Below are 25,634 nucleotides of genomic sequence, written 5' to 3'. Positions count from 1 at the left end.
TCTACTGGTATAGAACCGAAGTCTACCTCGGTAGTTTTCGCCTGTTTTGGCTGTTGATAAACCCTATTGGGTTAAACGCCTTAATTCTCCTACTATCTCGCTTAACACAAGATTAAATGAGAAGTGAAAGGAGTTGGCGTAAATTATATTCGCTATACCGCATTAAGCGCAAGATGTCAATTTGACAAATTGTGCAACTTCAGCATCCTTCTGGTCAGTTGGAAGCTTAAAAACATTTTTATCAAGTAGTAAATAGGAAAAATGCTCAGGCTGAACAATTGCTGAGTATATTTACCAAAAATGGTCAGGAGAACATAGGAAAGGCGAAAGAGGACAAGAAAAACCTTTAACCCTTAACTATTCACCCTTATTGCCCATCTACAACTCCTACTATTGGAAATTCGGAATTTTAACATAGCGATTGAAGATTTTAGATTATTTTTAGTTTCAGCCGGAATGTGGAGGTAACTAATCTAAAATCTCGAAGCTGTATTTTTTTGTTGGGCTATTACAGCCAATCTCAAAAATGCTCAGTACTCACTCTTGGCGTTGGCGTAGCCTCTAGCAATCCTAATTTTAAGCGAGCTGATGCTTGCATCTCTGTTGGCGACAAGAGCCTTTGAAGCTTCCCTAGCGCACACCTCAAATTCCAAATTGTTTGACTTTGATCTCGTTAATTTTCCTCTACTGCCACGAGCGCGACTGTAATATTATCATGTCCGCCGTGAGCCTTAGCAGCCTCAACTAGAGAGTAAACAGCCTTATCTAAGACAGAGTTGTCTTGCAGACAGTCAGCAATTTTTTGATCTGCCAATTCTTCTGTGAGACCGTCACTGCATAAAAGTAAGCGATCGCCTACCATCAAGTCTACTGGTTGCACGTCAATTTGATGTAAGTCCTCGCGCCCTAAACACCTTGATAAAACATGGCGAAAGGGATGAACCCGTGCTTCTTCAAAAGTAATATCGCCCAGTTTAATTGCTCTGGCGACCCAAGTATGATCTTCTGTAATTTGTTCTAAATGTGAGCCGCGCCAGCGATAAAGCCGGGAGTCGCCAACATGAGCGCACCAAGGAGACTCGGATTGTCGGAAAACCACGACTACAGCCGTTGTCCCCATATCAGCGCGTTCTGGAGCATTTTGCTGATCCTGCAAAATTGCCTCATTAGCGCGCCACAAAGCTTGTACGAGTAATTCTTGAGCCGACTGAGAAGTTTGCCAATTTTCTGCTAAATAAGCTTGAATTTCCTGCGTAGCGATGCGACTAGCTTCCTCTCCGCCTGCATGACCACCCATCCCATCAGCAACGATACAAAATCGTTTCTCTGGGTCGATATAGTAGGAATCTTGGTTATTAGAACGAATCAGTCCCGGATCGCTCAGACCCGCGAAGTTAAGTTTCATAAATTTTTACTGCAACATTAATACATACGTTCATAACGTTCGAGACGTAAAAGTAAGCGGATAAGTAGTACTGCGATCGCCGCTGCAATTAAGCCTGCTAATACTGCTAACAATACATAATGATTCACCAATAAAATCGTACCTGAAAGCGTAAATCCACTGACGAGGAGAGCGTAACTAATACCTATCTGAATATTACTTTGTCGCCTCAGTAAGCGTTCAGTTTCTAGAGAACGGACTCGCATACGCATGTCACCTCGCTCTAGCTTTTCTAGTGTATCTTCTAGTCTCCGGGGTAACCCAAAAGCAGTGGTACTAACTTGAACTGCTTGACGGCTTAATTCATTGAGGAAGCTATTGCCCTCAGAACCATTCATATCGGTCATCAGCTGCATTGCATATGGTTTAGCAACTTCCATAAAATTAAATTCTGGATCTAAGCCCTTGCCGACTCCCTCAAGAGTAGAAAAAGCTCGCATCACAAAAGTGAAGGTTGCTGGAAATCTAAATGGTTGATTATAAGCTATTTCGTACAGGTCGTCACTGATTGCCGCCACTGATTGATTTTCAAACGGCTTATCCATGAAATTATCCAGCATATACTGGACAGAACGCCGCACTGGCCCCATATCATCGGTTGGTGCGATCGCTCCTAAGTCGATCAGGGATTGGACAACGCGATCGCCATCTTTTTGGGCAATCCCAAACAGCGTTTCCATTAGCCCTTCGCGGATGTTAGATTTTATCCGCCCCATCATGCCGAAATCGTAAAATATTAAGTCGCCATTTGGGCCAACAGCTATATTTCCTGGGTGCGGATCGGCATGGAAAAACCCATTATTGAGCAGTTGAATTAGGTATGCTTGGGCACCTTGACGGGCAATCACCTTGCGGTCTAAACCCGCAGCTTCTAATGCTTCATATTGGCTAATTTTAATGCCAGGAACATATTCCAAGGTCAGTACTCGCGACGAAGTATAACGCCAATGTACCCTCGGTACTTTCACCCACTCATAGCCGCGAAAGTTACGCCGAAAACTATCAGCGTTACGCCCTTCATTGAGGTAATCAATTTCTTCCCAAAGAATGCGACAACATTCTTCGTAAATTCCAATCCAATCTCGCCCCCGTCCCCATTTAGGATGGTTTTGAAAATAACGGGCAATTCCCTTAAGAATTTGTAAATCTATTTCAAATAATTTTTTCAGTCCTGGACGTTGTACTTTGACAACAACTGCTTCGCCTGTATATAAGATGGCTTTATGTACTTGTCCCAAACTAGCAGCCGCTAGCGGAACCGGATCAAAACTCTGGAACAGTTCCGGAATTTTCTTACCTAGTTCTCGCTCAATAATCGCCTCTACTTGCTCATAACTAAAGGCGGGTACTTTGTCTTGTAACTTTGCTAGTTCGTCTACATATTCGACCGGGAAAATATCAGCACGGGTGGAAAATAATTGCCCTACTTTAATAAAGGTAGGCCCTAAATCTAGCAGGGTGTTACGAATCCAAATTGCCTGTGCTTTGCGCCTTGCAGCTTGCTTGGCCTCTGTCATCCCACCAGGATAACTCCAAGCTTTGTTGTATCGCCAAAGCTTGAACATTAAGGTCAAAACAAACGACCAAATATCAATAAAACGCCGTCGGCTAGAATAGTTTTCACGATTCCAACGGTATGCCTTATCCGAATAACCTTTTTCCATATTGTTTGCGTACCGTTGGTTTGTCACCGAATCACTTGGAAGAAAAGACACTCTGATTCCTAAAATGTTTGCGATCAAATGTCATTTGTCCGTTGTCAGGTGTCATTTGTCTCGTGACTAATAACTAATGACTAATGACTAATGACTAATGACCAATGACTAAAATATGCTTCCTAGTGGATTGTTCGCAGCTTTTACACAGAACTACTACGATACTTTTGTAATTCAGTACGTAATAAAGCGATTTCTGCCCGTAGTTCATCAATCATCGCTTGCAAATCAACAGGGTCAGAGCCACTGGGGCCACGCACTGTAGTAGACTGACCAGTACCAGCAGCCTCAGCTGCGCGATTTGCCCGTTCTAGCACCTCATCTGTGAACTGGCGTAACTGTTCTCTCGCTTCAGCGTCAAATTTGCCAATTTCGCTCAAAGCATCAGTCAAAGCGACTTCTAAGCGTTCGTTCACTACTTCAGCAACTGCTCTCCCGACAAAGAAAGCTTGTAAAAGGGGGTTACTCATAAATTTTTGTTACGTCTCTCCGCAAGAGAATTATAACTTGCTCCCACGCTTTGCGGCTTCTACTTTTGGATTAGGGATTGGGGATTAGGGACTGGGGATTGGGGACTGGGGACTGGGGATGAGGGGGAAAAGGGGAAAGGGGAAAAGGAAAAAAGGGAAATTATTGTTACCAATTACCAATTACCCATTACCAATTACCAATTACCCATTACCCATTACCCAATTGATGACATTCCAGCAGTTCTTGATAATACTGCTGTGGTGTACTGGGTAAATAGCTGGTGAATTGCAAGGCTTGGTTACTTAACTTGTAACTTTGAGTAATGTTGATGCGGTTGAGGAAATCTAAATCGTGGGAAATTACCCACAGCGCGCCTTGATACTCGTTGATACCTACTATCATTTGCTCAACGGTTTCGATATCTAAGTTATTAGTCGGCTCATCGAGAATTAACAGGTCAATTTCTGAGATGCTGATCATTGCGATCGCTAATCTGGCTAATTCTCCTCCACTCAATACTGATGTACTTTTGTGAACGTCATTATATTTAAATAAAAAGTGTCCTAGCTGTTGACGTAGCAATTGATAGCTGAGGCTAGGGTTCGCGGCTTGCATATTTTGTAAAATCGTCTGCTGGCGATTGACTAGTTCATAGGTTTGATCGAGATATACGGCTTTCATGGCTGGTGCGAGTAAAATTTCACCCCCAGCCAAAACTGCTGCTGGCTGTTCCATTTGCAGAATGGCTTTGGCGAGAGTCGATTTACCTGAACCATTTGCGCCGACAATTGCTATGCGATCGCCTGAGGTAATATGCAGTTGGATGTTTTGTATCAATAAGCGCTCTGATACCCAAAGATTGGCATCTTGAATATCAATCAAGTTGCGGCGTTTTTGAGCTTTTTCGGCTAATTGAATACTGGTTGCTTTTGTGGTTTTTACTTTAGTATCTGCCACATTTAGCGTAGCTTTTACTACTGCAAGCTCGTGCTTCTTTTTGGCATTCCCAGAAGCAGCCTCGGCTTTGGTTTTAATCAATCCGGCTGAGGCGCGATCAATACTGCCATTGAGAAACTTAGCACGCCCTTGACGCTGAGATTGCGCGGCGCGCTGCTGTTCTTGCATAGCTGTAGTTTGGACGCGTTTGAGTTCTTTTCTGGAGACTTCATGCGATCGCACTGCGGCTGCTAACTCGATTTCTTTTTGTTGGCGATATTCCGAAAAATTACCTCCATATACTTTCACCCCTTCAGATGTCAGTTCCCAAGTAACTTCTGTTACCTGATCTAAGAAGAAAGGCTTGTGAGAGACAATGATATATGCACCAGAGAAATTTACTAGAAATTGCCTTAAATTTTCTAGCGCTAGCAGATCCATGTGATTTGTGGGTTCGTCTAGCAATAGTATGTTTGGTGCTTGAGATAAGCCAATTGCGAGAAATAATTTTGTGAGTTCTCCACCGCTCAAGTTACTCATGGATAATGATAAGTCCAGGGTGGTGTGGAATTGTGTCTGTAAAATCTCCTCAATCTGCCACCATTCATCAGATTTAGAACTTAAGAAATCGAGTACTGTTTCTGCAGTAATTTCTTGCCTGATGGTACTGATTTGGGGCAAATAGTAAATATTATGTTTGCACAATACAGAACCATTGCTAGGCGTAATTTCTCCTGCAAGTATCTTCAAAAGGGTTGATTTACCCACACCATTACTACCAACTAAAGCGATGCGATCGCCTGGGGCAATACTTACCTGAACTTTCTCAAATAAAGTCCTGGTTGAACTAAGTTGATAAGCTAAATTCTCAGCTAATAATATTGATTTTTTCTGCATTCTTCTCAAACCTCAATTCCCCAACTTCCACCCGTTGATTAACAACAATTCCGGGTAGATTCGGTACACAACAAACCAAGCCGCAGAGAATGTGCTCACGGCTAAATCACAATATTTTTAGAACATGATTTTTTGAAGTAACCTGTCAAACTGCTTGTGGTGATTATGTTTTGACATTTGTTGCTGGAGTGCAACATGAGGTTGTTACTACTTCATTTCAGCTATCTCGCTAGCGATTTGTAGAGGTTTGATATTGAATACAGTGTAGCACTAATAAATTCCAGAAGCCTCAGAGTTTTTGTCAAAGTATCTGGCTGTGACGTTAGACACTTATTAATCCCTACTATCCTCTTGAAAAATAGTGGAAATAGAATTAAATTCCAGCATTGTATAAGTGTGATGGCTTAACAAGCTTAAATTCTCAACTAAAATTTTGCCAAAATATGTAAATATACTGGTTTTGACTGCAAGAAATTATTTAAGTGACATTGGGTAGGCGTTTCAAAAGTAAAAAAGCTAAGTTAGATATTTAGTGCTTTTGAATACTTTATCTAGCAATTATGAATAACAGTAAGGCGTTATATATTTTATCAGATAAGTCTAAACGCAATTTATCGGCTTTTAACTCACCTGTTAAAAAGTATAAATTGTTATCAAAAATAGCTTTTGCGTTTTTGAGCTTAGGGTTAGTTAATGTTACTCCTAGCCTGATTGCAAATGCAGCGACAGCAAACAAAGCACAAACAAAAAAAGTTATTTGTCAATCAAAGAAACTGGGATATGAAGAAGCTTTATTTTTTTACCTAGCAAAACCACAACAAGAATTTGAGAGTGCAGGATTCATCAATTTATACGAAGATGCAAGGTTGGAAGTACTTGCAAAAGGTATTGAAAATTGGCTATATGTAAAAGTGATTGATTCTGAATCTCCGAAAGATAAATTTTTGGAAGGTTGGGTAAGTTCAGCAGCCCTTAAATGTAACGCAAAAATCGCTGAAGTCAAACCAGCGATGTGCGAAGTAACTGGACTTGTGAAAGGACAGTTAAGTTTACGACGTACACCAGGCGGAAAAGTTGAAGCTGGTTTAGATAATGGTAACAACGTCACATTATTAATGCGTGACATATCAACCTTAAATGCCACTCCAACACCCTGGATTAAAGTACGCGTTATCCCAGAATCAAACCCAAAATTAGCAAATAAAGAAGGGTGGATTAATTCTGATTACGTTATCTGCTATAGCAATCAAAGTAATGACGCGATCAATTTTCCTTAGATTTTATAGCTTGGCTTTTCCTTAACGCGTTGTTTTTGATGTCATTGGTAGTGCGTGATGTTTAAAGCAATCACGCACCAAAAGGGCTGTATACTTTCAATTGTTATTAGAAATAGCTAGCCTGTGGCAATATTAACGGCGTAAACTATGAATTAATAGACATCGTATAAGGTTCTAAAGTTGTGATTAAGTGGACGTTAAACTCTGCCTCAAATACCGATTTTTTGTAATCCAAACTCCATAGTTCTAAGGCACAGTCATCATCTGGATGGGATGGGAAAATTCGCAGGTAAAATTTTATGGTGTGTGGATGATATTCACACTGTACCTTTTCAATAGCGCCTATTTGTCGTCTATCTAAAGCCACTGCTAATCTTAAAAGCGTACTTAATTGGCTAACTATTTGGCGGTGTTGTTTCGTGAGCAAGTTACGAAAATTCTCATGCTTTTTCTTGGGCGCAGATTTGCGATGATAGCGCGCTATGTTGGCAATGATTTCGATTTCGCTTTCGGTATAACCGAGTAATTCACTATTGCGAATTAGATAATAAGAATGTTTGTGGTGAGATGAATGGCTGACATGATGACCGCAATTATGTAATATCGCAGCAGCCCATAGTAATTGTCGTTCTTCCTCACCCCAAAAGTGTAATTTGTTTTGAGTTTGATCAAATATACTAAGGGCAAATCCAGCGACGCGATCGCTATGCTCTAAATTAATTTGGTATTTATTAGCTTGTTTGAGTACACTACGCTGCCGAATTGAGCTTTGGAAACGCAGTTTATCTTCGATTAAACCGTGGGCTAGCATCCAGTCCACGATTACACCTTCGCGCAAAGAACGCTCACAAGTTGTTATTGATTCAACGCCCAAAAGGGTCATAGCTTCCTGTAATATTACTGCGCCTGCCAGTATAACTTCCGACCGCTTATCTGGCATACCTGGTATCGCAGTTTTTTCAACGTTACTCAGTTTCCGTAGGCGATTTACCCAATCTCTTAAGTCTTTTAAGCTTAATTGGTAGCCATTGAGTGTGGAAGGTTCATAACCTAATTTTTCCCTGGCATCGATCAGTGCTAAGGTTTCAATCGTGCCAGAGGTACCTACTAAACGTGGCGATTCCCCAAATTTGAGGTTTGCAATTACCTCTTCTACAGAACGTTCTAACATCCCCCGTGCATAGGCTTGGAGATATTGAAACTCGGCGTTGCTGATGGGATCTGTGGTGATTAACTCACCAGTCAGGCGGACTGCACCAATTTTAGTACTTGTGAGCGTGCGTGGTTCATTACTATCCCCCAAAATTAATTCTGTAGAACCACCGCCAATATCAATAATCATGTGCGGTTGGTTGTGAAATTCCATCCCCGACAGCACACCCAAATAGATACGCCGCGCTTCCTCTTGTCCAGAAATTAAGTCAACGCTTAAACCTAAATCAACGAAGACTCTGTGTAAAAAATCTTTACCATTGGGTGCTTCGCGCACAGCGCTAGTTGCGACAGCCACGATAGTTTCCGCATTGGAAGTTTCGGCAACTGTTTGAAAGCGTCCTAAAGCTGCGATCGCCCTGTCCATTACTTCTAGTTTCAGATTACCTGTAGCCAGATCGCGATCGCCTAGTCTCACAGTTTCTTTTTCTCTGGCAATAATGCTAAAAGCCGGTAGGGTAGCGTCAATTTTTACCACTACCATGTGCAGAGAATTGGTACCTAGGTCAATGGCAGCAATAATCCGATTTTGCTTAAATGTCGGAGTGGGAATGCTCACGTGGTTAGTCGAAACTAAACTTAGCATCTAGTTTTCTCTCTGTTAGTAAGGATAGTAAAAACTGGTGTGTCGGGGTCATAAAGGTTAAGTGAAGATTGACTCAACCTTGATCAAAAATATTCACTCTGCTGCTCACAACTAAATTGACCTTTTAGATATATCTAAGGATGCAAGTTTAGGTTGTGTTTTTACAAATAGCAAATAAAGATATTCTATAGATGTAAAGATGTGTTAATTCATCTAGCTAAAGTAATTACTTGATTTTTTGTTTACTTCTATGTTAAGAACGCCAGAAAGCAACTCCGAACCGATGTGGCTGATAATTATTCGGCTTTTGCGGTGGCATAAACCAGAAGGACGATTAATCCTGATGATTCCTGCACTGTGGGCTGTGTTTTTAGCCGCCGCAGGTAAACCACCTTTGCCTTTAGTTGGCGTAATTATTTTAGGTACTCTCGCCACCAGTGCAGCTGGATGTGTTGTCAATGATTTGTGGGATCGGGATATCGATCCGGAAGTAGAAAGAACTCGCGATCGCCCCCTAGCTGCCCGTACACTTTCCATTAAAGTTGGGATTGTTGTCGGCTTAGTGGCGCTGGCTTGTGCCGCAGTTTTGGCGTTTTATCTTAATCCTTTAACTTTTTGGTTATCAGCAGCAGCAGTTCCCGTCATTTTGCTATATCCAGGCGCGAAGCGAGTGTTTCCCGTACCGCAATTAGTGCTGTCAATTGCTTGGGGTTTTGCTGTCTTAATTAGCTGGAGTGCAGTTACACAAAACATTTCCCAACCGACTTGGTTACTTTGGGGTGCAACTGTACTGTGGACATTAGGATTTGATACTGTATATGCGATGAGCGACAAGGAAGATGATCGGCGAATTGGTGTTAATTCTAGCGCTCTATTTTTTGGGAATTACGCACCTTTAGCCATTGCGATTTTCTTTGTCGGCACAATAGCTTTACTAGCTGACTTAGGAGTTGTGATTCACCTTCACCTAGCATTTTGGATTAGCTTAGTAATTGCCACAATTGGCTGGGTTTGGCAATCCATCAAGTTAAGTAACCCAAATTTACCCAACCCTATTTATGGCAAGATGTTCCGTCAAAATGTCTGGATTGGTTTTATCTTATTGGGTGGAATGATTGCTGGCTGTTTTTAATAGAAAGCGGCGGGAAACTTCATTACTTTGTGTATGGATAAGAATAGCCGCCCCGCCGCTTAGGGCATTGGGCAATGGGCATGGGGCATTGGAAACTTATTCCCCATGCTCCATGCCTTTGTGGGTGGAGTTTTTATTTCTGATTTTTTGATATTTACCAAGGGGGTGAAAGGGCTATACTTGTTAGTCCCTTCACCCCCTAAATAATGGTTATTTTGCTCAAATTTATGCCAGAGTTAATTTTTGTTTTCCTCTACTACAACTAACAGTCCTTCCTTATATGCCTTTCGGAGTGCGATCGCTTCTGCTACTATTTGTTGAGCGCTCAAACCTTCTGTGTCAATCATGTTTTGCAGAGTCACGCCTGTGTGCTCATCTTCCTCATGAATGCTTGGAATTTGGCAATATCTACCACCATTCTTTGTACGCCGCCAAATACTAGGTTTTTCTGGTTTTGGTTCTCTGGGGGTACGTTTTTCTTTAACTAGAGAACGTACGGCTTCTTGAGTAATCGCCCTCAATTCTAAAAGCGCATCTATTACTGGCTTATACTTATTATTGTTATTTGCTAGCTGATACACAGTCAAAGGTTCAATTTGTGCTAAATCCTGGGGCGAAAATTCACCAAATACAGCTGCAATCTTCAGATATTTTTTTTCTTCACCTTTCCAGCCTTGTTCAACCAATAACTGTTTATACTGTCTCAATGAAAGCTGTTGTTTTTGTTCCGCTAACCAAAAGGCATGATGTAAAATTGTTTTAGTAACATCAGCTAGCGAAAGCAGCGAAAATCCTTCTCCACTAGCATTTTTTAAAGCATTGGCTTTTTCTTGGGCGTATTGCTCAAACTCAGATTTTTTAACTACTTTAGAGTCAACCGGAGCGGGAATTACAGGCTGTACTTGTGCGATCATGATGTTGACCTCCTAAAAACTCCCCAATATTGCACAACAAATCAACCGCCTTGGGTGATTACTAGAAGGCGATGTCTAACGTTAAGCTGCTATGCAGCTACGCACTCAAGTTGCTGAAAGTTGGGAATTAAAGTTGCTTACTAGAACAATTGTACTACTTATATCCAAATAAGAATCCCCAAACATACCCAAATTTTCGCAGAGGTGATGAAAGGTTTATACATGGGGATTGGGGATTGGGGAAGATGAGGAAGAGTAACTGTTGACTGTTGACTGTTGACTGTTGACTGTTGACTGTTGACTGTTGACTGTTGACTGTTGACTCTTTGACTTTTGATTTTCAGCCCTTATTCAGATTCGCTGGCGGCGGATTTGAGCAGAATGTTTTACAGCCCATTCATGCATGGCGTTGAGAATGGGTTGCAAGCTTTCACCTAAAGCTGTAAGTGAATATTCTACTTTCGGGGGAATTTGGGGATAAACTTCACGATGGATAATACCATCCTCTTCCATTTCCCTTAGCTGTTGGGTAAGCATCTTTTGCGTAATACCATGTAATGCCCTTTGTAACTCACCAAAGCGTTTTACACCTGACATCAGTTCTCTAATAATTAAAACTTTCCAACGTCCACCAATCACCTCTAATGTAAGTTCTACTTCACAAGTTAGTCTGGTAGAGTTTTCTGCTTGAGTTTCCATAATTTTTCATTTGGTCATTTGTCATTTGTCATTTGTCATTTGTCATTTGTCATTTGTCATTTGTCATTTGTCATTTGTCATTTGTCATTTGTCATTTGTCATTTGTCATTTGTCATTGGTAATGGGTAATGGGTAATGGGTAATTGGTAATTGGTATTTCTCCTTCCTCATCTCCCTCATCTCCCTCATCTCCCAATCCCCAGTCCCTAATCACCAATCCCCCGATACGTGATTGTAAACGCTGCCCAATAATAGGGATGATTGTATAGTTTTTGTTCTGGGGAAAGTTTACTGCTTCTGTACATTTGTGTTGCTACATGAGTCCTGATTCTTAAATCTTCAGGATGGAGATTATTGAGTAAATCTTCATACCATTTGGTCAGGTCTCTGGCAGTTAGTTCTCTCAACCAAGCTGTGACTTCAGCTAATGTATTGACGGCTGGTTGATCTGGTTGTAGCCGTCGGTAAAATTCTAAAACTACTAAATCATTAGCTACTGATTCTACAGTCCATAAAGTACTTAAAACCTGGGATACTCCAACATGTAAGAAAGCATTAATTAAACTTACATACTCACTAGTAATAGGATGATTATTATTAGTTGTAATTTCGCAAGCTGATAGGTTAACTAGGTTGTAACTTACTAAAGATGGTTGACTAATTTCTGCTAAAGTCAACTTATCTTCACCCGCTAAAACTAATTCTGATTTTTGCGGTTCGCTGAAATTGTTAATGATATGACCTGTAAAATGTAGAATATGATAATCATCAGTTAGGGCATTTTTAACGATGTGTTTATCAGCTTGTAACCCTTGGATACGATAGGAATTAGGGAATATATGATTAACAATTTCAGATTGCAGTTTAGCGAATTTTAAGGGCGGATAATCTGTACTTTGAGGATGTTCAACGCTAAGTAGTACTTGATTATGTTTATCACCAATGGTTTCTGGTTTTATGGATAAACCTATTTGGACGCTGGGTAAGTAGCTAATTGTGAAATTCGATTCTAAATTTGATAAATATTCTGGTTGATTAGAGCCGGAAAATAGGGCATGGAGAGGCAATCTTTGTAAATCACGGTGGGGAATTAAAATTAGATGTGTAATTCCTTCCAATTCCTGAATAATACTAGGAATATTGAGAATATCTTTTAGCTCGGATAGCCTTTGCTCCATATCCATCCGCCAGGAATGGTTGATTTGATTTTGTTTATCTTCAGCAAGGCTACTATATTCTTGATATTGTTGATTCCAATCTTCTAACCAATCTTCAAAGGTAATTAAACGTCTGACTCCTTCTGGTAGAGGTAATTCTTGTAAACGTGATGTGGTTCTGCCTAAGTTAAATACACCTGTATCTTGCATAGGTGTAAATATGAGGATGGGTGAAGGCGCTTGATCCTTGAGTACAAAGGTGTGTACAGAAGCTGGGCTAATATGCCAGTAAATAATTGCTGTTTGAGGATTTAATAGCAGTTGAACTTCAGAATAGCTGATGGATGCAATTTCTTCTTGCCAACCATCAAGCTGCCAAGTTAAACAAGCATTTTTCGCTTGTTCGGCAATTTCCCAAGCTTCTACTAAATCACCATACTCTACGGCTAAATCAACAATTAATTGCCGCAAGCCAGCAAATCTTAAAGCTAACTGCTTTTTACTATCATCGGGACGGGTGGAATCAGTGAGTAATTCTCTTAATAAATCGGTACTGTATTGCAGTAAGTCTTGTGCTTGTGCTGTTTGTCCCAAACCGACAAGGGTTTTAATGAGAGATTGCAACACTTCCAAATGCAACTGCGGAAAATCTTCGCTAGTCAGAGTTAAGAGTGCCTGATTATACTCTGCTACCGCTTTTTGCCAAGGAGTGCGGCTAGCTGCATTTTTCTTACCGTAATCGTAATGAGTATTGGCGATCGCTAAATGCAATCTACCCCAACCTTCGGGGTGAGTGTCGGGGCGGACATATTTTAAGCCGGCTTCGTAGCTAGCTACTTTACCCTCATAGCCAGTTTGCTTCAAGGCGGAACTGGTATCTGTAATTTTCGTGAATAAACCGGAAAGTGCATCAACATTCACTAAATTACCCGCAGCCGTTCCCCGCCCAATCCAAGCTTCCCAGTAATCTTGTTTGATTTCTAAAGCACTATCATAGGAAGCGATCGCATCAGCATAGCTTCCTAAATAAAACAAGGCGACTGCTTGGTTATACCAGGCTAAATGGAATTCGGGGTTGATGGCAATCGCTTTCTTGTAGGAGTTGATCGCTTCTTCGCGTCTACCTAAATTATCTAAAGCCACACCTCGGTTATACCAAGCTAAGTAGAAATCGTTGTGAATCGAGAGGGCTTTGTCCCAGGAGGCGATCGCTTCTGACCATTGTTTTAAATTAAACAGGACTACGCCGCGATCAATCCAAACTTCATAGTAATCGGGGTCAATTTCTAACGCTTTATCGTAAGAAGCGATCGCTTCTTCATGTTGTTCGTTGATACCCAGTGCTATGCCGCGATAATACCAGTTTTCGGGGTCTTGGGGTTCCAACGCTAAGGCTTGGTCATAGCTTTCTATAGCTTCCCATAACAGCCCTAACTTCATCAACGCTAAACCTCTGCTAGCCCAAGCTTCCGAGAAATCGGGCTTGATGGCAATTACTCGCTCAAAGGAGACAATTGCATCATCAAATTGCCCTAATTCTCCGAGAATTCCCCCCCGGTTATACCAAGCTTTGTAGTAATCGGGACGTAGTTCTATAGCTCTGTCATAAGATGCGATCGCTTCATTAAAATGTTCTAAATGAAACAGTGTTAAACCCCGATTAAACCAGTATTCATCAACATGGGGTTTCAGTTCGATCGCTGCATCATAAGATGCGATCGCACCTAATAAATCACCTGTTCTCGCTTGTTGCAACCCTTGATAAAACCATGCTTGCGCCCGATCAATTTGGGGTTGCGGTATGATTTGCGAACTTTGGCGTTGAATGGCTAGTTCCGAAGCCAGTTCTTGGACTAAGGAAGTACTTTGATCCAACCTGACTAACAACTCATCCAAAGCTTGAGCGACGTTAGGCTCTAATTTGGCTAAAGATTTATCCCATGTCGGCGCTTGGGAAATTTCGGTGGGTTGTTCTTCTGCTGGGGGAACCAGGCTAGTATCTACCTCTGGTGGTGTGGGAGTAGTTACTTCTGCTGCTGGGGGTGCAGTGTGCAGAGGTTCTTCAGGAAGCGGATTTAAATCAGTAACCGGCGTGATGATTTCTGTGTCTGTTTCTTCATCATCAGGCGGTTCTAAGAACAAATCAAATAAATTGGCGATCGCATCATCTTCTGAAGGATTAAGGATAGCAGCTTTTGGGGCAGCATCTTCGCCGTCATATTCCCATAACACTTCCCCAATATTGCCTGTCCATGCTTCCTCCACAGACATCATCTCTGGTATGGGAATTGTGGATTCGGTATCTTCCTCCTCATAATCCCATAACCTTTCGCCCAAGTTGCGGATCAATTCCTGTCCTGGAGTATTGTGAAAATTATCTTCAGGGGTAGTGCTTTCCATGCCCAAACGACGATCAAAATCGTCAATTGCTTCATAACTACTTGCGGAGTTACGCTTCAACAAAGTCAAACCAATGTCATAAGCAAGTTCTCCGATTCTGCCAACACCAAGTTCACCCAGTTGGATCATTCGCCCTGCTATTTGCTGGTTAGGTGCTGGGGAATTTAACAATCTTTCACCAAAATTCAGCAACCAATCGATCCAGCGTTCATCAGAAATCCGGTGTTCCATCCGTTGCAGGTACTTCAGCGCCCACTGACGTCCTCTGGCTTGATGCACACCTTCCAGCAGCTGGGTAAACAACAGTTCTAGATCCGCATTGGTAAGTTCCGGTGGTGACTTTGCCACCCCGTATCCCCTTGCGGTATTTCGAGAACCAGCTTTTTGATTACTAAAAGGAAGCTGGAACAAGTTTTTTAGCCATTCAATTAGACGCCTGAGCATCTGTCACACTCTTGGATTTTTATTTAACCTAGATTGTAGCCATCGTTGTGTTAAAAAGATCATGAATTACGTAAAAACTCATGAGTACAATTACAAAAACTTTATGATCCTCGGCGGTAACAATATTTTCATCTGAGTATTCATGATTCTGTTGGTTCTGTAGCTGCTTGTTCTGTAGCTGCTTGATTAGCAGCATGGTATTGATTAATCAATTCTTGAATGATGACTTGTGGATCGGTCGTCTCCAGCCCCAGTTGTTGGGCAACTTGCTGGCATAAATTTTCATCTTGCTGCATCATTACAAACAACTGTTCTAAAGTAACAGTTTCGTAGGCTTCTGTTGAATTATTTTCGGCTGTGGCTGTTGCAGTTGCTACAGAGTCAATTTCTGGAGGTGGTGAGGGGTTGGTAGCATCTGGCCCATCATATTCCCAAATTGGTTCGCCTTGATTGCGTGTCAACAATTGCATTCCGATATCATAGGCAACATCTCCTACCTCACCAACGCCTAAATCACCCAACTGCACTAACCGCGCTGCCATTTCATTATTAGGTGTAGGGGCTGCTAGTAATCTTTCGCCCAAGCGTCGCAACCACTCTACCCAACGTTCTGTGGGTATGCGATTTTCAATATTATGTAGCCACTTTTGTGCCCATGCTTGACCGCGTGCTTGGTGGACTCCTTCCAACAATTCGTTGAACAGAAATTCTAAATCGGTATCGCTGAGTGTTGGTGGTGGTTGTTTGGGTACCTCTGCACGCACTTGCGGGCGAGTTTTTTTACGCCCAAACAAGCCCTGAAACAAGTTTTTCAGCCATTGAACTAACCTCCTGAGCATTTGCTGCATGATTGTATCTCCTCCCCTTGGTGCCGCAAAGTCCTAGATGACGGAATTCATCGCCGCTTGATTCTGGACTTTTTTTGAGTTTGATTACCCTAAGAATTTTAGCGATCGGTGTTTATTTAGTAACTGGTTGACTGGGCAAAATGGGGCTATGGCAAATAACTATAACCATCCACTTTGTAAATTAATTTGCAGTAATTGTGGCGGACTGGGCTTACCTAGCCTGAATCCGTCATCATTTTAAACACCCTACTGATGCACAGAGCTAAAAGCAATAAAGTGCTTTTAGGTGTGATGACTTTTTTAAAGTAGCCCTATTTAGGCTAAACCTGGGTATCTATCGAGTAAATTAATCTTTTGTTCAGATTTCTTCAGTGTTTAGGCGATCGCACTGTACTATAGCGTTAATCTGCAAAACTTTCTAGAACTCATCGTTAAACGCCAAAGTTCCATCCCAGAGCAACCTATGGTGCAGTTCTGGTAGTCTACAATAGTAAAATCTTCAACTCTACTGGGTGCTATCATCTTATGTCTTACGAACCCCTGCACCATAAGTATCGCCCAAAGAGTTTTGCGGAATTAGTCGGACAAGAGGCGATCGCTACTACCCTCACAAATGCGATCAACTCAGCTAAAATCGCCCCCGCCTATTTGTTCACTGGCCCTAGAGGTACAGGCAAAACTTCCAGCGCGCGTATTCTTGCCAAATCCCTCAATTGTCTGGCGAGTGGTAAGCCCACTGCTCAACCTTGCGGCAAATGTGATGTCTGTCAGGGAATTACTCAAGGCTACTCTTTGGATGTGATTGAAATTGACGCAGCCAGCAATACTGGTGTCGATAATATCCGAGAAATTATTGAAAAAGCGCAGTTTGCGCCTGTGCAGTGTCGCTACAAGGTGTACGTCATCGACGAATGTCTAACTGGCGACTCTTTAGTCTTAACTGATGAAGGACTCGTCAGAATTGACGACCCTACTATTCAGGGCAAAAAAGTTTTAAGTTACAACGAATTATCAGGGAATTGGGAATTTAAGCCTGTTGTACGGTGGTTAGACCAAGGAAAACGTCAAACCTTGGTTATCAAGACAACTCATGGAGAAATTAGATGTACTGGCAATCATTTAATTAGGACAGATCGGGGATGGATAGCAGCAAGGGACGTAAAAGAAGGAGTGAAGATACTATCGCCTGTGAATGTGGATGCGGTAGCCTCATTTACAAATTCGGTACGGATGGACGCATCCGTCGATTTGCCTCAGGACACCAATTTAAAGGTAATCTCTCTAACTCAATCCCGACAATGGGATACAAGTTTGGCAACGGTAGAATCTGTCCACCTCGCTGGGGTTGAGCCAGTTTATGACATTGAAGTCGAAGATAATCACAACTTTGTGGCTAATGGGCTTTTGGTGCATAATTGCCACATGCTGAGTACCCAGGCATTCAATGCGTTATTAAAGACACTAGAAGAGCCACCTAAACATGTAGTATTCGTCTTAGCAACAACCGACCCCCAGCGAGTATTGCCGACAATTATCTCTCGCTGTCAAAGGTTTGATTTTAGACGTATTAACTTAGAGGCGATGGTCAAGCATTTAAGCGCGATCGCCCAAAAAGAAAATATTAATATTTCTCTAGATGCTGTAACTTTAGTTGCCCAAATTGCTCAGGGGGGATTGCGAGATGCAGAAAGTCTCCTCGACCAATTAGCGCTATTATCTGGTGAAGTTACGCCCGATAGAGTCTGGGATTTAGTTGGTTCTGTGAGCGAACGGGACTTAGTAGTATTGTTAAGTGCGATCGCTCAGGATAATGCCGAAGCAGTTTTAGATTGCACTCGCAAAATCTTGGATCGCGGTCGAGAACCATTAACTATTCTGCAAAATCTCGCTGCTGCTTACCGTGATTTGCTAATTGCCAAGACTGCACCCAACCGTCAAGATTTAGTTGTTTGTACTCAGGAAACCTGGCAAGCCTTAATTGCATTGGCTCAAAAGCTAGAAGCCAGCACAATTTTAGCGGGACAGAAAAATTTACGCGAAGCAGAAGTACAAATCAAAAACACTACCCAACCACGTTTGTGGTTAGAGGTGATATTGCTGGGATTATTACCTACTGCCAACATTCCAGTACAAGCCGCCAGTGTACCACCCAGAGTTCCAAAAACAGAAATATCACCTAGCCTTCCTGCCCCATCGCCGCAAAATCAGCAAGTTTCTGCACCATCTCCTGTTTATTCACAAACAAATCACAACCCTCCAGCAGTTGCCCAAAATCATCAAGTTGCTGAACCAACAACAAATCATAATTTAGCAGCTAACTCAGTTTCACAAAGTAGCCCAGAACCTGTATCTATTCCTGTCGAACCGGCAATAATTGAATCAGTAAGTGCAGAAGCTATTGAAGAAGCACAATATGATTTAACTAAAATTTGGCAACAGGTGTGTACCAATTTTCCTCCTTCTAGGCAAGCTTTATTAGGGCAAATGTGCCAACTAGTAGAGTTTAAAGGTAATGTAGCCCGTATTGCTGTCAAAGGCGCAAAATGGTATGAAACACTTAAATCTGATCTGTCAATGATGAAGGGAGCTTTCCAGCAGACTTTTCAGCGTGAAGTTGAAGTAACTCTGGAACAAGTAACCTCTACATCCAGGATTTCGGTTAAAAGGAACGCTTTACCAGCAGACTCTACTCGTGTTCAACAACCACCTACTCCCAGGTACAACAACCAAAACACAACAGTAGCGCCGATACCGCAACCAGAAACCCCGAAAGCAGCACCTGTACCAGCACCACCACCAATACCTGCGCCAACGAGAACAGAGCCATCCTCTACAGGTAGAGGTGGTGTACAAACTTTGCCACCACCAACCCCTACACCAGCACCACCCCCTAGCGAATGGGAAACGGATGAAGTTGCGATCGCAGCACAGCGATTAGCAGAATTTTTTCAAGGACAAATAATCCGCTTGTCAGATGATGCTTTAGATTTTGGCGGTACTATGACTGATTCTGGCTTAATGGATGAAGCAGATTTTGATGATTAAGAAAGCATACAGGGAAAAGGGACAAGGAAAAAAGGGGAAAAGGTAATAAATACCAATTACCAATGCCCCATGCCCAATGCCCCATGCCCATTTTTCATTCCACCCCTGTATGTACTGTTTTCACCCATTTTAGGCGTTTGGGACGGAATGACATTCGGGCGGTGGTACTGCTCATGACAACAAACCAGTGGAACATATATAAGGTGCCACGTAGGGTTTGCAGCAGTAAAACTAAATATGTAGACAACTGGAATTTTTGCCCTTGATGTATCCGATGCAAACCAGTGAACATACCAATCACTGAGAGAGATACAGACAAACCAGTAATTGGGCCGAAGATGGGGGGACGATGAAGGGCGATCGCCATTAATAAATCTGGTATCGCTGCTGTCGGTAAAATATACATAATCAGCATAAAGCTCAATAAATCCCAGGTTTTGCGGGTTCCAAGTCGATTCTTGAGCAGCAAATCCCAGTAATCTAAATAGCGCTGATATCCACCTTCTGCCCAACGGTTGCGCTGATGCCAAAGTGCGATCGCATTGGTCACGCCTTCTTCCTCTACGGCTGGCGAGAAGACACAATCAATATCCCAGTTGTCTAAATGTAGGCGCAGCGTCAAGTCTAAATCATCAGTGATGGTTTCTTCATTCCAACCACCACAACTTTCTAAGGCTGTGCGCCGGACAAATTGACCGTTCCCGCGCAGTTCACCAATCCCACCCAACGCCGTTCGCTGTTGCTGAAAATAGGTATCAACAGCCATTTCTGCCATTTGACCTTTAGTCCAAAAATTCTCTTTGGCATTGGCGATCGCTTTTCGTACCTGCACCGCCCCTACCTGTTCTTTTTGAAATAAAGGTACTACTTGGTGTAACAACTCTGGTGAGACTTGAGCATCAGCATCAAACACGGCGATAATTTCGCCTTTAGTTAGTGGTAGCACTTGATTTAATGCCCCAGATTTACCACCAGTTGCTTGTGCTGAACGTCGGAAAGTTTTCAGTTGTTTATATTCTTTTGCCAGTTCTGTTAATAACTGGGGCGTGCGATCGCTGCTGTTATCGTCAATGACCCAGAGTTCGTACTTGCCATCTGGATAGTCAAGACTGCAAAGACTCTTGACTAATCGACTAATTACTGCTTCCTCATTTTTCGCTGCCACCATTACAGATACAGAAGGTAAATCTCCTTCTATTTTTTTTGGGTGACGGCGGGGTCTGGTAAATACCACCTCCAGAGCGTGAATACCTAGAATAGTGGTCAGTCCCAGTACGAACAAAGAACCCCAGGAAACTAAATGCAGCGCGATCGTGCTACTCCAAACTATAGTCAAAACTAGAGCTGCTTTGCGTCTGCGTCCTTGAAACCGGAATGGTAGAAACAAAGGGTCTGTCTCTACAATTGACTCCTCGGTTGCTGAGAGGTCAGACAACAGAGAGTTGAGCGGAGCCAGCTCGTTGCTAGAATCGTCTTCGGGCCAGAAATTCGCTGGCATAGGTTACTTGATTCCAAAACCACTATTTGTCTAAGCCAATAAAGAAGCTGAGAATCAGATAACACCAAACTGTACAACCTTGAGCAACGTTGAGCTAGCCTAAGATTGGCAGGACTTTTCCGCCGCTTCTCACTCAAAATGAGCCAGGAGAATTGCCTCTTGATGGCAAATCTGGTTTAGGCACAGCGATCGCCAAGTAGCAACAGCTAGTTGTTGAGATCAATCGCAATCACAGCATCTACCTTTAGATAGAGGAGATTTTTGACTCTTATTGCTCTCAGCTTCCATAAAAGCCAATGCGGCCCTATTGTACATGACATTCATACATTTCTTAACAGTAACTTTGCTCTTAATTAAGTATTTAGGCAAAATTCAAGCTACAACTGAAGGTCAAGGAACTATTAACAGCTTGAAATGTATTTATTAATTTTTTTAAGTATTTATAAATTTAAATAATCCCATCCCGACTGCTCAACTAGGACAACATCAAGAATTTTTCCAGCAAAAATATGCCAATGCGAGGAGCATAGCAAACAGAGTTGCACGATCAAGAAATTTTTTTGGGAATACTGAGTATTGAAACCAACTGATATCCCTAGCTAACAACAGTTGTGAAGTTAGCAAATCCACCAAGGTCGGAGTTTTCCGCCCTATCAGACACTCTATAACTAGGGACTGGGGTGCAGAAATCTGGATACTCAGCTTCTTTTCCCCATTTCTTATCCCTAGTTACTTTTACATAACTTGAGGAGCATTTAACGATGTCTATTGAGCAACTCCAGCCAGCTAGCCCGCAACAAGCAAGTGTTTATCTGCCCTACATTCAAGGTAACAAGCGCACTTTCTTACCCTATGCCATCAGTCTTTATCAAAAAGGCGTTTTGGAAGGAAACCGGAGAATCGAAGCTAGTGAAGCAATTCCTTTTGTTGCCACCTGGAATGTTGTCACCCTACCTTCAGACTTAACGCGTTGTCGAATGCAGTTTCAAGGTGATGCTGAACTGAGTTATGAAGTGATGATGGTGAATTCGGAATTTATAACTTATTTAATTGAACTGATGGATAACTATAAACGCAATCGCAGCACAGATTTTTCTCAAGCATTTTATCGCAAACTGCTGCGGATTGAGGAATAAATTAGGATCAACACTAAAAATTATCTAATAAATAGATATTGCTAGTAATATCACAGGGAAAAGGTTTTCTGTGAACAATTCATTCCTTTGAGCATTTAGGCATTCACTTCTGTAACTAAGGTTTGTAACAACAGCGATGGCTAAGTTCGACCTAAAATTAGGAAACACCAAGCTGGTTTCTACTTCCTTTTGAAAATAGGAGTGCATGTGTGCCAAAATCTGCGAAATATTTGCTGATTGGATCAACTGAGACTTACAGTGGTAAATCTGCTACAGTTTTAGGTTTGTCTTATCAGCTACAGCAAGCAGGACTGGATATTTCCTACGGCAAACCATTAGGTACTTGTTGGAATGTATCTGTTGGTAATGTATTTGAGGAAGATGTCCAGTTCATTGCTCATAGCCTTAACTTGGCAGAAAATCGTATTGCATCACCAATACTGGCTTTAGATGAAGCCAGCGTGCAAAGACGCTTAGGTGGCGAAGACACAACAAATTATCAGCAGTCTCTATTACAGCAATATTTGCAAATGTCCAAAGGAGATTTGGTGTTGCTAGAGGGGCCTGGTGATTTGGAAGAAGGTAAGTTATTTGACTTATCTTTGCTGCAAGTAGCGGAAGTTTTAGATGCGGCTGTGTTATTGGTAGCACGCTATAAATCGCTGGTTTCCGTTGAGCCACTTTTATCTGCAAAACAGCGAATAGGCGATCGCTTAATTGGCGTTGTACTCAATGATATCCCTAGCGACCAAATAGAATCGGTCACTACTCTTGTGCGGCCGTTTTTAGAACAGCAGGGAATTCCTGTATTGGCTATGCTACCAAAACATGATGTGCTACGTAGTGTGAGCGTTGGCGAACTGGTTAAGCAGTTGAAGGCCGACATTCTCTGTGGTAGCGATCGCCTAGATTTAATGGTGGAAAGCCTAGCCATTGGCGCGATGAATGTGAACGCTGCAGTGAAATATTTCCGTAAACGTCGGAATATGGCAGTAGTTACAGGCGGCGATCGTGTGGAAATTCAGCAAGCCGCATTGGAAACTTCTACCCAATGTCTGATTCTCACTGGACAATTACCTCCTCCCCCGTTCATCCTCAGTCGTGCTGAAGAACTAGAAATCCCCATTTTATCTGTTGACTTAGATACACTCACCACGGTAGAAATTGTTGACCGCACTTTTGGACAAGTACGCGTTCACGAACCGCTCAAAGTTCACTGCATCCGCCAACTGATGAGCGAGCATTTTGACTTAGAACGCTTATTATCTAAACTGGGGTTAAGCCCAGCAGCAGCCTTACCTTAGGGACTGGGGACTGGGGACTGGGGACTGGGGACTGGGGACTGGGGACTGGGGACTAGGGAGATGAGGAAGATAAGGGGGATGAGGGAGAAGTACCCATTACCCAATGACCTTAAATTATCCAGAAATTGTAGCAAAATCTAACTAAAGTTGGCTTCGCACTTACCCTCTGTTTGGTAAAATAGCTGGGTCGTTTCATCTCATTTAGTCCATCTTTGAGCCAGTCAATAGACCTCATTAACCTCGATACATTAGCGCAAGAACTGGCGACAATCCAGCAAACAGGTTCTAAACGAATTGCTTTGCTGGGTTCCCGTCATGTGCCCATTACGCATCAAACTCTCATTGAAATGATGACTTATGCCTTGGTTTTATCAGGCAATCGAGTCATCACTTCTGGGGCTACAGGTACCAATTCAGCTGCCATTAAAGGCGCAATGCGCGCTGACCCCAACTTGTTAACGGTGATTCTACCCCAAAGCTTGGATCGCCAGCCCAACGAATCACGCCAGCAATTAGAGCAGGTAATGCACCTGGTAGAAAATCCCAGTAACGATAATCTGTCTCTTGCTGAAGCAAGTTACATTTGCAATAAGGAGATCATTTCCCGCTGTCAGCAACTCATTTGCTTTGCATTTCACGACAGTCGCACTCTGCTACAAACTTGTAAAGATGCAGAAGAACAGAGAAAAGTGGTAACACTTTTCTACTTTGACTAATGTGAGGCAGAGTTTCAGTGGGCGTAATTATCAAGAAAAGAAACTACTCATGGTTAATGGGTAATAGGTTCTATTGCCCATAACCTTAAATTAATGCTACTTATTGATTGGGTTGATGACAGACAACCGCCTGTTTCTGCTGTCGTTCAGGTGGCGATCGCAGAGGAAGGGTAAAGAAAGGGGTAGCAATTCCCCATTGACTCATCCCGAATATCTATCCCAAATTCAACATCTTAAACCCAACATTTTTTATGGCTTCTACTTTTTCTTTTGACATTGTGAGTGACTTTGACCGTCAAGAATTGGTCAACGCTGTCGATCAAGTTGTACGAGAAATTAAGGGCCGTTATGACCTTAAAGATACTGCTACTACTGTTGAGTTAGGTGAGCAAAGTATTGATGTGAATACCGATAGTGAGTTTACTTTAGACGCAGTGCAAAACATTCTGCGGGAAAAAGCAGCTAAACGTAATCTCTCTCAGAAAATCTTTGATTTTGGCCAAGTCGAATCAGCTAGCGGTAATCGTGTACGTCAAGAAATTAAACTCAAAAAAGGCATTAGCCAAGACATTGCCAAACAAATTTCTAAACTAATTCGCGACGAATTTAAAAAGATTCAAGCCTCGATTCAAGGTGATGCAGTTCGCGTCAGTGCAAAATCTAAAGATGAATTGCAAGCTGTCATCCAACGCTTAAAGCAAGAAGATTTACCTGTAGCTTTGCAATTTACAAATTACCGATGAATAGCGTTAGGGATTGGGGATTGGGGATTGGGGATTGGGGACAAGGTAAACAACAGACAATTTGACCCTTGAACGAATTTTAGATTTTAGATTTTAAATTTTGGATTTTTGGCGCAGCCTCTCCACTAGGAGAAGATGCAAAATTTGAAATTTAAACAGATCTCAATCAAGCAAATTAATTCGTGGAATAAATCCACGCATCCAAAATGTTTAATTAAAGCCACTGCGGTGGACGAGTTACCCCGCTTTTTGCAAGTGGCGTGCATTGGGTTAATCTAAAATCCAAAATCCAAAATTGATTGACCCTTAACCTCTTCTTACAAAACCTTGTGTGTATGGGAGTGCTGCTTAACGTTATCTTCTTTAGTAACTACTCTGGCAGCATTGAGTATGCGTTTGCGTTCGGTGGAATATTTCAAATCTGTGTAGGTTGTCCCTAAAGGAATCAGAGACTTGGCACTTTCACGACGCTTGTAAGTCCGAGATGCAGCAAATAAACGAGGTACAAATTCATCCCCAAATTGAGATGATTCGGGGAAGTCTGTAGGTAATAAAAGTTGATCCCCGTTGAATACAGAACCTAAAGTTGTCGCATAAGCCAACTTGTATGATGTGGGAATACCTTTCATCACTGCTTCCAAAGCCGCAGAAGGAATAGGTTCAATCACTTCAATTTGATGAATTTCTCCATCTTCCTTGACAAAGCAGGTCGCCAAGCCGATAACAACGTAATCATCAGCCGTGAGATCCGGCGCGTCGGGATAAGAAATTGCAATTGTCATAAGAAAATTTTCTCAAAACTTAAAAGTCAGATTAAGAAACTGGAACCTAGGAAGCGTAAGATGCGAGCCTAGAGGTATACACACTAAGACAGCACTGCAACATTAATGCCTTGCACAGTTCATCCGTGTTGGGCAATTTCAGAGTAGTATAAGGCAAAGCTAAAAAGTTGCTTTTGCCTTCTTTGCATCGCCACTTTCCTGTGTTCTCTGCGTCGTCCCTATTTTGAACGGCTTGTTCGCATTCTACCAAGTTGTTGCTCTCTCTATTTGAGCGTACA

The 25,634-nt window shown here is 42.2% G+C and carries 18 protein-coding genes; 7 read left to right on the top strand and 11 right to left on the bottom strand.

The genetic code is table 11. From position 1 onward, the window contains the following. Window positions 1-673: 673 nt before the first annotated feature. The 4 genes from HGR01_RS07895 to abc-f form a co-directional block, all read right to left on the bottom strand. Window positions 674-1,405: a Stp1/IreP family PP2C-type Ser/Thr phosphatase gene (locus tag HGR01_RS07895; protein WP_045869016.1), complete on the bottom strand. Its 732-nt coding sequence runs from the start codon at window positions 1,403-1,405 to the stop codon at window positions 674-676. Window positions 1,406-1,422: 17 nt separating this feature from the next. Beyond that, on the bottom strand, window positions 1,423-3,108 hold the full coding sequence (locus tag HGR01_RS07890; RefSeq protein WP_045869017.1) for an ABC1 kinase family protein: 1,686 nt from the start codon (window positions 3,106-3,108) through the stop codon (window positions 1,423-1,425). Window positions 3,109-3,302: 194 nt separating this feature from the next. Next, entirely contained in the window at window positions 3,303-3,629 is a 327-nt protein-coding gene (locus tag HGR01_RS07885; RefSeq protein ID WP_045869018.1) for a DUF6825 family protein, read from the bottom strand. Window positions 3,630-3,837: 208 nt separating this feature from the next. Next, window positions 3,838-5,463, bottom strand: coding sequence for a ribosomal protection-like ABC-F family protein (abc-f, locus tag HGR01_RS07880; protein ID WP_071989362.1), 1,626 nt, complete (start codon window positions 5,461-5,463; stop codon window positions 3,838-3,840). A 560-nt stretch (window positions 5,464-6,023) separates the two neighbouring features. Here abc-f and HGR01_RS07875 point away from each other — a divergent pair. Continuing rightward, window positions 6,024-6,740 carry a hypothetical protein gene (locus tag HGR01_RS07875; RefSeq protein WP_052335116.1) on the top strand — a complete coding sequence of 239 codons (717 nt, stop codon included), beginning with the start codon at window positions 6,024-6,026 and terminating at the stop codon, window positions 6,738-6,740. Window positions 6,741-6,885: 145 nt separating this feature from the next. Here the strand turns inward: HGR01_RS07875 and HGR01_RS07870 are convergent, their stop codons facing one another. Next, on the bottom strand, window positions 6,886-8,538 hold the full coding sequence (locus tag HGR01_RS07870) for a Ppx/GppA phosphatase family protein (protein WP_045869019.1): 1,653 nt from the start codon (window positions 8,536-8,538) through the stop codon (window positions 6,886-6,888). A 250-nt stretch (window positions 8,539-8,788) separates the two neighbouring features. On the opposite strand from HGR01_RS07870, the gene HGR01_RS07865 reads away from it, so the two are divergent. Then, window positions 8,789-9,670 (top strand): 4-hydroxybenzoate solanesyltransferase, encoded by an 882-nt coding sequence (locus HGR01_RS07865; protein ID WP_045869020.1) that lies wholly within the window; start codon window positions 8,789-8,791, stop codon window positions 9,668-9,670. 236 nt (window positions 9,671-9,906) lie between these two features. Here the strand turns inward: HGR01_RS07865 and HGR01_RS07860 are convergent, their stop codons facing one another. From HGR01_RS07860 to HGR01_RS07845, 4 genes are all read right to left on the bottom strand, one after another. Beyond that, window positions 9,907-10,584, bottom strand: a complete 678-nt coding sequence (locus tag HGR01_RS07860) for a hypothetical protein (RefSeq protein WP_045869021.1) — start codon at window positions 10,582-10,584, stop codon at window positions 9,907-9,909. 351 nt (window positions 10,585-10,935) lie between these two features. Beyond that, on the bottom strand, window positions 10,936-11,283 hold the full coding sequence (locus HGR01_RS07855) for a winged helix-turn-helix transcriptional regulator (RefSeq protein WP_045869022.1): 348 nt from the start codon (window positions 11,281-11,283) through the stop codon (window positions 10,936-10,938). A gap of 206 nt (window positions 11,284-11,489) precedes the next feature. Then, window positions 11,490-15,284 carry a tetratricopeptide repeat protein gene (locus HGR01_RS07850; RefSeq protein ID WP_045869023.1) on the bottom strand — a complete coding sequence of 1,265 codons (3,795 nt, stop codon included), beginning with the start codon at window positions 15,282-15,284 and terminating at the stop codon, window positions 11,490-11,492. Window positions 15,285-15,424: 140 nt separating this feature from the next. After that, the gene (locus HGR01_RS07845) at window positions 15,425-16,123 is read right to left on the bottom strand and encodes a hypothetical protein (RefSeq protein ID WP_045869620.1); all 699 of its coding nucleotides are present in this window, start codon (window positions 16,121-16,123) and stop codon (window positions 15,425-15,427) included. 534 nt (window positions 16,124-16,657) lie between these two features. Between HGR01_RS07845 and dnaX the strand changes: the two genes are divergently transcribed. Beyond that, on the top strand, window positions 16,658-19,177 hold the full coding sequence (dnaX, locus tag HGR01_RS07840; protein WP_045869024.1) for a DNA polymerase III subunit gamma/tau: 2,520 nt from the start codon (window positions 16,658-16,660) through the stop codon (window positions 19,175-19,177). 94 nt (window positions 19,178-19,271) lie between these two features. Here the strand turns inward: dnaX and HGR01_RS07835 are convergent, their stop codons facing one another. After that, window positions 19,272-20,675 (bottom strand): glycosyltransferase, encoded by a 1,404-nt coding sequence (locus HGR01_RS07835; RefSeq protein WP_045869025.1) that lies wholly within the window; start codon window positions 20,673-20,675, stop codon window positions 19,272-19,274. Between the two features lie 761 nt (window positions 20,676-21,436). On the opposite strand from HGR01_RS07835, the gene ebsA reads away from it, so the two are divergent. From ebsA to HGR01_RS07815, 4 genes are all read left to right on the top strand, one after another. Then, window positions 21,437-21,811 (top strand): type IV pilus biogenesis protein EbsA, encoded by a 375-nt coding sequence (gene ebsA, locus HGR01_RS07830; RefSeq protein ID WP_045869026.1) that lies wholly within the window; start codon window positions 21,437-21,439, stop codon window positions 21,809-21,811. A gap of 209 nt (window positions 21,812-22,020) precedes the next feature. Then, entirely contained in the window at window positions 22,021-23,115 is a 1,095-nt protein-coding gene (locus HGR01_RS07825; protein WP_045869027.1) for a phosphotransacetylase family protein, read from the top strand. Window positions 23,116-23,327: 212 nt separating this feature from the next. After that, window positions 23,328-23,831, top strand: a complete 504-nt coding sequence (locus tag HGR01_RS07820; RefSeq protein ID WP_045869028.1) for a DNA recombination-mediator protein A — start codon at window positions 23,328-23,330, stop codon at window positions 23,829-23,831. A gap of 251 nt (window positions 23,832-24,082) precedes the next feature. Then, a complete protein-coding gene (locus HGR01_RS07815; protein WP_045869029.1) occupies window positions 24,083-24,574 on the top strand; it encodes a YajQ family cyclic di-GMP-binding protein in 492 nt (163 codons plus the stop codon). A gap of 317 nt (window positions 24,575-24,891) precedes the next feature. Here HGR01_RS07815 and HGR01_RS07810 read toward each other — a convergent pair whose 3' ends face one another. After that, window positions 24,892-25,356 (bottom strand): hypothetical protein, encoded by a 465-nt coding sequence (locus HGR01_RS07810; protein ID WP_045869030.1) that lies wholly within the window; start codon window positions 25,354-25,356, stop codon window positions 24,892-24,894. Between the last annotated feature and the right edge of the window lie 278 nt (window positions 25,357-25,634).

It is taken from the genome of Tolypothrix sp. PCC 7712 (assembly GCF_025860405.1).
Lineage (GTDB): Bacteria > Cyanobacteriota > Cyanobacteriia > Cyanobacteriales > Nostocaceae > Aulosira > Aulosira diplosiphon.
The sequence above is the reverse complement of the archived record's forward strand: the minus strand, read 5'-3'. Positions and strand labels throughout refer to the sequence as shown.